Here is an 11,695-nt window from a genome sequence, read left to right as displayed (position 1 = left end):
CGACCGAGGCGCGACCCAGAGTGCGCGTACTCAGGATCGGGTGTGCTCGTACACCCAGGTGGCGTAGTCGGGGTTACCGCTCTCCACCCTGGACACCAGGATCTCCGGCACCTCGTACGGGTGGCTGACCCGGATCTGGTCCAGCAGAGCGGCGAGTCGGTCGGGTGCGGTCTTGAACTGCACCGACCACTCGGTGCTCGTCTCCATCCCGGACCGCCACCAGTAGGTGCTGTCCACCTGACCACCCACCTGGGCGCAGGCGGCGAGCCTGCCGGCGACGGCCGCAGCCGCCAGCACGTCGGCGACCGCACGCGCGTCCACCACCGTTGTCACCACGCAGATCTCGTCCACGCCCGCACCCTACGCGGCATTGTCCCGATTCTTAGCGATCCAGGCGTCGATCTGCGCCCACCAGTCGAAGAGCCAGTCGATGCGCTGCTGCCGCCCGGTCGGCACGTCCTCCGGTGGCACGGACCAGAACCGCATCACGATCCGCTTGTCCATCGGCAGTTCCCGCCACACGTCGGCGACGGTGAGCATCCGGTCCAGGCCGGTGTGGGCGACGAAGATGACCCCGGCGTCCGGCGCGGCGTCAAGCGCGGCGAGCATCCCACCGGGCTGCGGGGCGAGCACGTGGCGCATCCGCTCGGCGCGCAGGGCCATCCGTTCCAGGCCGAGGGAGCGCAGCCGGGCGATGGCGCGCAGGCGTCGCCGGGGAGTGAAGTTGCCGCCCTCGGGGAAGATCACGAACGCGTCGTTGTCGTCCAGGCCGGAGGCGAGGTGCCCGACCTGGCGTACCGTCTCCTCGCCGCGCTCCGGGGTCGGCGCGATGAAGCGGTTGGGCAGGCGGTTGAGCAGCACGTCGATGGCCGGATCCCACTGGAGGCTGTCCTTGAGGACGATCCGTGGTTCCCGGTGGAACCAGTTGACCAGACCGTGGATCAGGATGAACGAGTCGCCCGGCCCGGCGTGCCGGCAGAGCACCAGCTCGGGTCGGCCGGGCAGCGCAGTGTCCGGGTCGGTGCCCACCACGTCGATGCGCAACCGCAGTGTCCACCGTGCCTGCCAGAACAGCACCCGCAGGAACCAGCCGGCCAGCACGTAGTGCGCGCGCTGGAAGGCCGGCGACCGGGTCCGCCAACCGCAGCCGGAGACGACCCAGAGCACGAAGAGCGCGATCAGCGCGGCAGCGTCCCAGACCAGGTAGAAGCAGCCGATCCAGAGCAGCCGAAGCGGACGCAACCGGCCCGGGACCAGCGGGGACGCGGCCGCGGCGAGCAGCGCCCAGACCGGAAGCGTGGTGACCACGAAGAAGGCGAGCAGCACGACGGTGGGGGCGAGCAGCAGCCGGCGCAGCCACCGGGGAGGCAGCGGCATCACCGCTCCCGGTGGGTGGCGAGGTAACGCCGGGAGGCGGTGTACGCACGGCTGATCCGCCGTCCCACCGCCGCCATGTCCCGGTACGCCCACGGGGTGTCGTCGCGGGGGTTGAGCCCCCCGGTCGGCAGGACGTGCACCTCCACCCCCTCGGGTAACGCCGCCATCTCCCGGAAGAAGCGGTGCCGGCGGGAGATCTCGAACGCGACCTGCGCGATCTCCCACGGCCGGCGGGGCGGGGTCAGCTCCCGTTCGATCCGACCCACCTGCAGCACGTAGATCCGGCGGGCGCCGACGGCCACCGCCTCGCCGATCGGGATGGAGTTGACGATCCCGCCGTCCACGTAGTGCGCGCCGTCGATCTGCATGGGTGGGAGCAGGCCCGGCACCGAGGCCGACGCCATCACCGCCGGCACCACCGGGCCACTGTCGAACCAGTGCTCGGCGGCGCGCTCGATGTGGGCGGCGCAGCACCGGAACGGCACCCGCAGGTCGGCGAAGGTGGTGTCCACCCCCAGCTCGGTCTCCAACAGGCGGCGCAGCGGCCGGGGTGAGTGCAGGTGGGTGCGGGCGGCGAAGCGGCGCAGCTGCCGGGCGACGGAGTCGCCGTACACCTCGCTCGCCTCGGGTGAGGCCCAGAGCCGGACCAGCCGGTCGGTCACCGCCTCGGACGGGTCGGCGGCGACAAGCGCGCCGTTCACCGCGCCGATCGAGGTGCCGAGCACCATGTCGGGTTGGATGCCGGCGCGGAACAGCGCGCGCAACATGCCGACCTCGACCGCGCCGAGCACTCCCCCGCCGCCGAGCACGAACGCCACCGGTCCCCCCGCCATGCCTCTCATCCTGGCACGGGCCCGCCGCCGGCCGCCGGGCCGGCGGTCGGCGCACGGCAGGCACCGTCCACCGACGGTCGGCGGCGACGGCGTTGACAGGCCGGACACATTCGCGCAACCTGATACGGCTCCCACCCCTGAGGCAGGTGCGATCCGTGAAGGCAGCACTGCATCCGGGCCGATTGCTGGCTCGCAGATACCGACTTCTGGACCAGATCGGCGCCGGCGGCATGTCGGTCATCTGGCGTGCCCGGGACGAGGTACTGGACCGGGTGGTCGCGCTCAAGGTGCTCGCCCCGTCACTCGCCGCCGACGCGCGCTTTCGGGGCATGGTGCGCGAGGAGGCACGGGCCGCCGCCCAGCTGGTGCACCCGCACCTGACCTCCGTGCACGACTACGGCGAGACTGTCGACCCGGACGGCTCGATCACCTCGTTCGTGGTGATGGAGCTGCTCACCGGCGAGGAGTTGAAGCTGCGGCTCACCGAGGGGCCGCTGCCGTGGACCGAGGCGGTCCAGGTGGGCGCGCAGGTCGCGGACGCGCTGGCCGCCGCGCACCGGCTGGGCATCGTGCACCGGGACATCACCCCGGCCAACGTGATGATGACCGCGACCGGCGTCAAGGTGCTCGACTTCGGCATCGCCACCCGGATCGGCGCTCCCGACGAGGACGAGGACGGCGAGACCTTCGGCACTCCGGCATACGTCGCCCCGGAACGTCTCGACGGCGCACCGGCCCAGCCGTCCACCGACGTCTACTCGCTCGGTGTGCTGCTGCACGAGGCGCTCACCGGCCGCGTGCCATACCCGGCGGACACCTGGGAGCAGCTCAGCGCCGCGCTGGCCACCGGCCCCCCACCGACTCTTGCCGATCTACCGGATCTGCCCCCACCGGTGGCCCAGATCTGCCTGCGCAGTCTCGCCCGCACTCCGGCCGACCGACCCACCGCCCGGCAGGTCGCCACCACGCTCCGCGAGCACTCGCTGCCCGCGGAGCCCCCGACCGCGACCGTCCGGGTGCCCACCCAGCCCCTGCCACCGCAGCCGCCAGCCGTCGCGACGGCAAGCGTCCCGGCGGCGGCGCGGCTCGATGGGGACACATCGGACGGCAGGTCCTCCACCGGCGCGGCCGAGCCGACGACCGGGTCGGGCTGGTCACTGCGGCGGCTGGTGTTGCTGCTGGTGCTGGCCGTCGGGGCGACCCTGGCCGGGGTGGCCCTGCTGCCCGAACAGCAGCCGGGCCGCCGGGCGCAGCCCTCCGCCGGCCCGGTGACGACCCGGTCGACCGACCCGCCGACAGCCGAGTCGTCCGCGCCGATCACGTCGACCCCGACGACCGCCGCACCGTCGCCGAAGCCGACCACCGGGGCGCCCACCTCGAACCCGGGCACCCTGACCGAAGCCGCCAACCGGGTCGACGGGCTGATCGGCGCCGGGCTGAGCGCCGGCGAGATCCGCGACGACGTGGCCCTCGACCTGCGCAACGAGCTGCGCAACTTGACCGTGGCGGTCAGCTCCGGCCGGGAGAAGCTGGCACCGCCGGTGGCCCGGCTCCGCACGAAGGTCGCCGTCCGCCTCGGCGAGGGCGGCATCAGTCCGGCGTACGCGGCGCGGCTCGACGCCGCCATCGCCGAGCTGGGCGCGACCGGGGCCTGACCCGGCGACACGGCTGGTCAGCGCACCGGCACCCGGGCCGCTTCACGGGCGTCGTGCTGGCTGAGGGCGAAGCGCCGATAGACCTGCGCGTAGCCGCTCGCCATCCGCTCGACCGAGAAGTTCTCCGCGACGTGCGCCACGCAGTTGTCCGGGTCGAGTCGCTCCGCCGCGAGCAACGCCGCGGGTAGCTCCTCGGACCGCTCGACGACGAGCCCGGTGAGCCCCGGGCGAACCAGCTCCGGCACCGCACCCCGGTTGAGTGCGACAACCGGGGTGCCGGTCGCCATCGCCTCGAGCATCACCATGCCGAACGGCTCGTCCCACTGGATCGGCATGATCAGGCAGCGGGCCTCGACGAGCATCCGCAGCGTGGTCGCCCGATCGGCGTTGAGCACGACTGTCACGTCCTCGTCGACCATCGGCGCGACGACCTGCTCGTAGTAGCGGCGCTCGGCCGGCTCGTTGCACTTGCCGGCCAGCACCAGGGGCAACCCGGCCGCCCGGCACGCCCGGATGGCCGTGTCCGGGCCCTTGTCCGGGCTGAACCGGGCCAGCCACAGCACCGGCCCCGCGCCCGGTGCGTGCTTGCGCGGAAAGCCGCGGATGTCAAGCGCGTTGTGCACCGTGCCGGCCCACGGCAGGTTCGTGTTCAGCTGGCGCTGGGCGTGCGAGATCGCCACCAGGCCGACGCCCGAGTCGATGTCGCCCAACACGTCGCCGTACTCCCCGACGGGGTTTCCGTGGACTGTCGCGACCGTCGGCACGGCCCGACGGCCGGCGACCAGCGGACCGATCGTGCTGTGGTCGTGGATCACGTCGAAGTCGGCTGCGGTGATCAGCCGATTCACCCGCGCCAGGTGGGCCAACTCGGGCAGTGACTCGCCGAGCCGCTCGTACTGGACCTCCGCGACTGTCGAGACGAAGCCGTCGGCGGCCGTGCCGTGGTCACCGCCGGCACCGAACAGGGTCACCGCGTGCCCCTGCCCGCACAGCGCGTCGACCAGGGCGGCGACGACCTGTTCAAGGCCGCCGTAGCCGGGCGGCGGTACGGACAACCATGGCGGAACCACCATCGCGATGCGTAGCGACCGCTCGTCCGGGCGGCCCGCAGGCGGGTGGTTCACGGCCACGAGTCCTCCCCGTTGCTCCCCGGTGCGGCGGCACCGCCGGTCGAGACGGTCGGCGGCGGTTTCCCGGTGACGTCCCGGCTAAACCGGACATGGCGGACGATCACCCGCCCACCAGGAGTTGGTCGTGGACCACTCGCACCCCGGGCGCGGACCACGCCACCCGCTCGACCTGGTCGCGTTCCCACCAGGAACGGACCACCCCGGCGAGGACCAGCGTGTCGCCGTCCACCTCGACGGTCACCCGCTCGCCGCCGAGGGTGCGAAGCAGCGCCCGTTGGACGTCCCGCCGCAGCCGCTCGGCGTCCGGTGGCGCCGCCGGTCGTACCTCGATCAGGTTGGTGATTCCCCGTACGCCGTCGAGTCGGCGTACCTCACCCTCGGCGGCCCGCCGCTGCCACCCGAACTCGACCTCACCGCGCAGCATCAGCCAGCCGTTCGCCACCGTCACGTCCAGCCGTTCGGCGGGCACGAAGCTGTCCCACTCCAACGCCCGGGAGGCTGCGACGGCGATCTCGGCGTCGGTACGCCCCGGGGTGCCGGGCAGCCGCACCTCCATCCCGTCGGCCACGGCCCGTACGCCCCGAACCCGCTGTGCGCACCGCGTCGCCGCCCAGCCGCGAGCGGCACCGTCCACGAACCCGGTCAGGGTGACCACGCCCTGCTCGACGGTCACCCCGATCTCGTTCGGTTGCACCTGGGCGTCCCAGGCCAGCTCGGCCAGGACGTCGCGTTGGATCCGCTGGTCCTCGCGGACACCCACCACCTCGGTCATGGCACCTCCGCTCGCGGTCGCCGACTACTCGCCCACCGAACCTCCCGGGTGGACGGGTGACGGCGGTTCACCCGATCCGGGTGAACCGCCGTCCGGGCGGAAAAGAGCGGCGGGTGACGGAGCCGACCCCCTCGGCCCCGCCACCCGCCGCCGGAGGGAGGAAGCAGGTTCAGATGGTTGTCATTCCGTCTCGGCGAGCGTCACGGTCGCCGACTTCTCGACACCGTTGCGCTTGAACTGCACCTCGACCCGGTCGCCGACCTTGCCGGCCTGCACCGCGCCGACCAGGTCGTCCGAGTCGTTCACCGGCTCGTCGCCGAACCGGGTCACGACATCGCCACGCTGAAGGCCGGCCTTCTCGGCCGGGCTGCCCGGGGTGACCGACGCGACGAGCGCGCCGCCACCCTCGGCCGGGTTGACGCCGACCCCGAGCGACGGGTGGCTGACCTTCTCGCCGCGCTGGAGCTTGCCGGCGACGTCCTTGGCCTTGTTGCTGGGGATGGCGAAGCCGACGCCGATGTTGCCGGTGCTCTGCCCGGAGGTCGCGATGGCGGTGTTGACGCCGATCACCTCGCCCCGGGTGTTGACGAGCGCGCCGCCGGAGTTACCGGGGTTGATCGGCGCGTCGGTCTGGAGCAGGCCGGAGATCGAGCTGACCGTCTGGCGCTGCTGCTGGTTCGGGTCCTGCGGCTGGCCCTCGCCGGCCCGGATGGTGCGGTCCCGGGCGCTGAGGATGCCCGAGGTCACCGAACCCTGAAGGCCGAGCGGGCTGCCCAGGGCGAGCACCTGGTCGCCGACCTGCATGGCGTCGCTGTCACCGAACGTGGCCGGCTTGAGGTCGCTCACCCCGTTGGCCTTCACCACGGCCAGGTCGGTCTTCGGGTCGGTGCCGATGATCTTCGCGTCGGCGGTCTTCCCGTCGGCGAAGACCACCCGCACCGCGTCGCCCGCGGCGGACGCGACCACGTGGTTGTTCGTCAGTACGAAGCCGTCGGCGCTGAGCACCACCCCGGAGCCCTCGCCGCTGTCGGTGGTGATCGAGACGACGCTGTCCTGCACCGACGCGGCGATCTTCGGCAGGTCGGCGCCGTTGATCACCGGCGCAGCGCTGTAGGTGCGGGTGATACCGCCGCCATCGCCGTCGAGGGCGAGCGCGAGCGCCCCACCGGCCACGCCGGACCCGAGCATCAGGGCGAACACCGCGACGCCGGCACCGGCGAACTTGGCGATCCGACCGGGCCGGGGACCGCTGCCGGGCGGCGCGACCTGCGGGCCCCACGGCGGGACCGGCTGACCCGGGTGCTGTGGGTGCTGGCCCGGGTGCTGCTGGTGCTGGGCGTACGGCATGCCCGGCTGGCCCCCGCCGGCCCAGCCGGACTGCTGGCCCTGGTACCAGGGGGCACCGGGGTAGTGGCCGGCGGCCGGCTGCGGGTAGCCGGGCGTCGGGTGGCCGGAGACCGGGTACGGCGGCGCGGACGGCGTGGCGGCCGGACGCTCGTAACCGGTAGGCGGCTCGTACCCGGTCGGCTGAGCGGCGGTCGGCGGGCCGGCGGGCGCGGCGTAACCGGCCGGGGTGGCGGCGGTGGCCTGCGCGTCGCCGGCGGGCGCGGCGGCGGTGGTCTCCGCGTCACCGGTGGTCGAGACGACCGGTACGGGAGTGGTCGGGGAGTCGGACTGCACGCGCTCGTCGCGCGGCAGCTCGGCGGTGGGGTGCGACGGCTCGGCGTCGGTGGGGGCCGGCCGGCGCTGCGGGTCGGACTCGAACTCGGTCATGGCACTACCTTCTCCCGCGGCACTGCAATCAACCTGGAACCGTCCTGGAAGTTGGCTGAAAGTCACTCGCCCGCGCCGCCGACCTGAGGCAGCAGCGGCAGCCGAACCCGGAAGGTGGCCCCTCCGCCGGGCGTCTCGGCCACCTCGACCGACCCGTGGTGGGCGGCGACGAGTGCCGCCACGATGGCCAGGCCGAGGCCGGTGCCGGTGTTGCCGTCGGCCCGTCGGGTGCGGGCCGCGTCCGCCCGGTAGAACCGCTCGAAGACCCGTTCCGCCTGCTCTCTGGAGAGGCCCGGGCCGGTGTCGGCCACCTCCACCACGGCGAAGCCGCCCGGTTCGGCGCGCAGCCGTACCCGGACCTCGGCCTCCGGTGGGGTGTGGGTGAGCGCGTTGGTGACCAGGTTGCCGATCACCTGCCGCAGCCGCGCGTCGTCGGCGGAGACGACGAGCGGCCCCGATTCGGGCGCGATCTCCAGCTCGATCCGCCGGTCCGGTGCCATCGCCCGGGCGGCCTGCACCGCATCGGAGGCGAGCACCGGCAGCTCCACCGGGGTCAGCGAGAGCGGCCGTTCCATGTCCAACCGGGCGAGCAGCAGCAGGTCCTCCACCAGCAGCCCCATCCGGGACGCCTCGTCCTCGATCCGGCGCAGCAGACCGGCGGTCTGTTCCGGTTCGCGGGCCGCGCCCTGCCGGTACAGCTCGGCGAAGCCGCGGATGGTGGTGAGCGGAGTCCGCAGCTCGTGCGAGGCGTCGGCGACGAACTGCCGCATCCGTTCCTCGGAGCGGATGGCCCGCGCCTCGGACGCCTGGGCGGCGGCGGCGGCGTCCCGGGCAGCGCTCTCCGCCCAGCGCGCTGACGTCTCCGAGGCGGCTCGGGCGGTGAACGCCGCCTCGATCTGGGTGAGCATCGCGTTCAGCGCACGGGAGAGCCGGCCCAGCTCAGAGGTCGGCTCGGTCTGCCCCTCCTCCGGATCGGGCACCCGGCGGCTCAGATCACCGCCGGCGATGGCGGCGGCGGTGCGTTCGATCTCCACCAACGGTTTGAGGCTGGTCCGGACGATCGCCGCGCCCACCGAGGCCAGCATGATCAGCACCGCCCCCCCGACCAGCAGGTCGATCCAGGCCAGCCGTTTCACGGCGGAGTCGACGTCGGTCAGGTGCTCGCCGATCGCCGCCTTCTGGCCGTTCGGCAGCTCGGTGTAGAGCATTCGCCAGCGCAGCGAGCTGTCCCGCGCGCGGACGGTCCGTGGCTTGCCGTCCTGGGCCTTCTCCTGCGCTTCGAACCCGGCCGCGTCGCTGGGCCACGGCGGTAGGTCCTCCGTCGTGAAGCGGGACTTGTCGTACGCGAAGTTGTTCACCTGGCCGTTTGTCGTGCTGGTCAGGACGACCACGTAGTCGCTCGGCAGCGAGACGACGTTCGACGAGGGCATCATCGACTGGATCCGGCCCGCCGAGTCGCGCAGCTCGAGGTCGATCTGGTCGACCAGATAGCTGTGCAGGAAGTACGCGGTCGAGACGCTGATCACCACGAGCGCGCCGGAGACCAGCGCGAGCACCGAGGCGACCAGTTTGATCCGCAGTGGAACGCTGCGCACACGCCCCTTCGCCTGCTGGACCGCGTTCACGCCGCCGGCTTGCGCAGGACGTACCCGACGCCACGGAGGGTGTGGATCAGCCGGGGCTGCGTGGTGTCGACCTTGCGCCGCAGGTACGAGATGTAGGACTCGACGATGTTGTCGTCGCCCCGGAAGTCGTAGTTCCAGACGTGGTCGAGGATCTGCGCCTTGGACAGCACCCGGTTGGCGTTGAGCATCAGGTACCGCAGCAGCTTGAACTCGGTCGGCGAGAGCTGCACCCGCTGGCCGGCCCGGTGCACCTCGTGGGTCTCCTCGTCCAACTCTAGGTCGGCGAAGGTGAGCCGGGACGGGGCCTGCTCACCGGTCGTGGTGCGGCGCAGCACGGCGCGGATCCGGGCGGTCAGCTCCTCCAGGCTGAACGGCTTCGTGACGTAGTCGTCGCCACCCAGGGTCAGCCCGCGGATCTTGTCGTCGGTGGCGTCCCGGGCGGTCAGGAACACCACCGGGGTACGCGTGCCGCCCTCGCGGAGCATCCGGATGACCTCGAAGCCGTCCAGGTCCGGGAGCATCACGTCGAGCACCACCAGATCGGGCCGGTGGTCCTTGGCGGCGTGGAGCGCCGCACTGCCACTTGTCGCGGTGGCCACGTCGAAGCCCGCGAACCGCAGGCTCGCGGAGAGCAGTTCGAGGATGTTGGGGTCGTCCTCGACGACGAGCAGTCGCGCCTCGGTCTGGGTAGCGGGCATGCGCCCATCATCGGTGACGTCACTGCGCCAGCGCTGGACGCTTCCTGCAAAAAGGCTGAGAGTCAGCGCAGCAGGCGACGCAGCCCGTCGAGGGCACCGTCGAGCAGCCGGATCGCGGTGCGCAGTTGGGTGTCGCTGAACTGCCGGGCGCGCACCAACCGGCCGACCTCGCCGGTGAAGGCGGCCAGCCGCTTGTCCAACTCGTCGAGCAGCTCGGCCTGCGCTCCGGCCGTCGACGCCGGGCGGGGCGGCGGCGCGGGCGCCTCCCACCGGGCCCGCCGGGTCTGCCGGGTGGCCTCGCTCAGCTCCCGCTTGAGGTCGCGTACCGATCCGCGTACCTCACTGCGGATCTCGCCGGCCAGGCTGGAGAGATCCGCCACGGCGGCCGCGATGTCCGTCTCCAGCGCGGTCAACTCGCCGGCCCGCTGGCGCAGCTCGGCACGGCCGGCGTCGGTGATGTCGTACGTCTTGCGGCCACCGGCCGCGGTGTGGCTGACCAGACCCTCGGCCTCCAGCCGTTGCAGGCGGGGGTAGATGGTGCCGGCGCTCGGCGCGTACAGCCCGAGGAACCTGTCCTCCAGGAGGCGGATCAGCTCGTAGCCGTGCTTCGGGCCGTCGTCGAGGAGCTTGAGCAGGTAGAGCCGGAGCCGCCCGTGGCTGAACACGGCGGTCACGGCAGCTCCTCCCCGTCGTCGTCGACCGCTCGGGCGAGCAGGGCGATGCTCCCCGAGGTCGCGGAAGCCAGGAGCTTACCGTCCCCGCTGCCGAGCACTCCCTCGCTGCTCGGCAGCGGGAACGTCGAGGTGCGCAGCTGCGGAAAGCCGCTGGTGATCCGGCCGGAGGCGGTGTTCAGCCGGACGGCGAGGTCGCTGTCCTCCCGGACCCGGACGGTGATGCTGCCCGAGATGGTGGTCAGACCGATGTCGCTGCGCCGGGGGTTGTCCAGGTCGCAGGTGATGGCCCCGGAGACGGTCTGCGCCCGCACCCGGTCGGCGGCGCTGTCGGCTAGGATCACCTCCCCGGAGACCGTCTCCAGGGTGAGGTCGCCGCGGACACCGAGGGCCTCCACCGGCCCCGAGGTGAGCTTCGCGGAGGTGCTGCCGCGCAGCCCCATCAGGGTGATCTGGCCGGCGACGACGTGGACCGTGGTGTCCCGACGCAGGCCGGAGGCGACCACCGAGCCGGCCACCAGCCCCAGATCGGCGAGGACGTCGGCGGACACGGCGATGGAGACGTCCACCCGGGGGTAGCGGTGGATCATCCGGAGCCACCGCAGGACGTCCGACCAGCCCCGACCGCGCTCCTGGCGGAGGCTGAGCCGCCCGTCGGTGTGGTCGATCAGGACCGGCCGACGGCCGACCTGGGTGACGTCGATCCGGGTGGGCCCGTCGGCGGCGACCACGTTGAGCCGCCCACTGATCAGTCGAACGTCCAGCCGGGTGACCGGAGCGTCCAGGGTGAGCCGCTGCGGGCTCTCGACCGTCCATCCGGCCATGGCGTCCCCCTCTCGACGACGTGCGGGAGGCACGCCGAACAGGAGGAGAATGTAACGCGATACATCGCGATATCACAAGACTGTCGCGAGTCTCGCGTCGCCGCACGTGAAGATCGTGCTCGATCCTGGATCCAGTGGCATCCCGCGCCGCCGAGACCACTACTTCCTGGATCGAGCACGATCTTGGGGGTGACGCCGGGTCGCGGAGGCCGGGCGCGGGTCGCGGCGGCCGGGCGCGGGGAACCTCGCCACCATCGCGGCGTTCTACCTCGCGGTCGGGCTGCTGCTGGTCTGGGGCGGCAGCACGCTCGGCGAGGCGCTGGGTGGCGCCCTGGAC

The 11,695-nt window shown here is 72.6% G+C and carries 11 protein-coding genes; 1 reads left to right on the top strand and 10 read right to left on the bottom strand.

From position 1 onward, the window contains the following. Window positions 1–30: 30 nt before the first annotated feature. From cutA to ACWER9_RS26060, 3 genes are read right to left on the bottom strand one after another with little or no spacing between them, the layout of a single operon-like run. A complete protein-coding gene (gene cutA, locus ACWER9_RS26070; RefSeq protein ID WP_452304309.1) occupies window positions 31–351 on the bottom strand; it encodes a divalent-cation tolerance protein CutA in 321 nt (106 codons plus the stop codon). 9 nt (window positions 352–360) lie between these two features. Next, the gene (locus tag ACWER9_RS26065) at window positions 361–1,377 is read right to left on the bottom strand and encodes a 1-acyl-sn-glycerol-3-phosphate acyltransferase (RefSeq protein WP_452304308.1); all 1,017 of its coding nucleotides are present in this window, start codon (window positions 1,375–1,377) and stop codon (window positions 361–363) included. After that, entirely contained in the window at window positions 1,377–2,210 is an 834-nt protein-coding gene (locus tag ACWER9_RS26060; RefSeq protein ID WP_452304307.1) for a patatin-like phospholipase family protein, read from the bottom strand. The genes ACWER9_RS26065 and ACWER9_RS26060 overlap by 1 nt, the downstream gene beginning before the upstream one ends. Before the next feature lie 155 nt (window positions 2,211–2,365). On the opposite strand from ACWER9_RS26060, the gene ACWER9_RS26055 reads away from it, so the two are divergent. Continuing rightward, entirely contained in the window at window positions 2,366–3,865 is a 1,500-nt protein-coding gene (locus tag ACWER9_RS26055) for a protein kinase domain-containing protein (protein ID WP_452304306.1), read from the top strand. A gap of 17 nt (window positions 3,866–3,882) precedes the next feature. Here the strand turns inward: ACWER9_RS26055 and ACWER9_RS26050 are convergent, their stop codons facing one another. From ACWER9_RS26050 to ACWER9_RS26020, 7 genes are all read right to left on the bottom strand, one after another. Beyond that, window positions 3,883–4,938 (bottom strand): glycosyltransferase family 4 protein, encoded by a 1,056-nt coding sequence (locus ACWER9_RS26050; protein ID WP_452304331.1) that lies wholly within the window; start codon window positions 4,936–4,938, stop codon window positions 3,883–3,885. 157 nt (window positions 4,939–5,095) lie between these two features. Beyond that, complete coding sequence (locus ACWER9_RS26045) at window positions 5,096–5,767, bottom strand: BON domain-containing protein (protein WP_452304305.1); 672 nt, start codon at window positions 5,765–5,767, stop codon at window positions 5,096–5,098. Window positions 5,768–5,947: 180 nt separating this feature from the next. Beyond that, window positions 5,948–7,540: a trypsin-like peptidase domain-containing protein gene (locus ACWER9_RS26040; protein WP_452304304.1), complete on the bottom strand. Its 1,593-nt coding sequence runs from the start codon at window positions 7,538–7,540 to the stop codon at window positions 5,948–5,950. 62 nt (window positions 7,541–7,602) lie between these two features. Next, entirely contained in the window at window positions 7,603–9,165 is a 1,563-nt protein-coding gene (locus tag ACWER9_RS26035) for a HAMP domain-containing sensor histidine kinase (RefSeq protein ID WP_452304303.1), read from the bottom strand. Then, entirely contained in the window at window positions 9,162–9,863 is a 702-nt protein-coding gene (locus ACWER9_RS26030; RefSeq protein WP_110561683.1) for a response regulator transcription factor, read from the bottom strand. The genes ACWER9_RS26035 and ACWER9_RS26030 overlap by 4 nt, the downstream gene beginning before the upstream one ends. Window positions 9,864–9,925: 62 nt before the next feature. Further along, window positions 9,926–10,537, bottom strand: a complete 612-nt coding sequence (locus tag ACWER9_RS26025; protein ID WP_452304302.1) for a PadR family transcriptional regulator — start codon at window positions 10,535–10,537, stop codon at window positions 9,926–9,928. After that, on the bottom strand, window positions 10,534–11,358 hold the full coding sequence (locus ACWER9_RS26020; RefSeq protein ID WP_452304301.1) for a DUF4097 family beta strand repeat-containing protein: 825 nt from the start codon (window positions 11,356–11,358) through the stop codon (window positions 10,534–10,536). The genes ACWER9_RS26025 and ACWER9_RS26020 overlap by 4 nt, the downstream gene beginning before the upstream one ends. Window positions 11,359–11,695: the final 337 nt, after the last annotated feature.

It is taken from the genome of Micromonospora sp. NPDC003944, assembly GCF_053605225.1.
The sequence above is the reverse complement of the archived record's forward strand: the minus strand, read 5'-3'. Positions and strand labels throughout refer to the sequence as shown.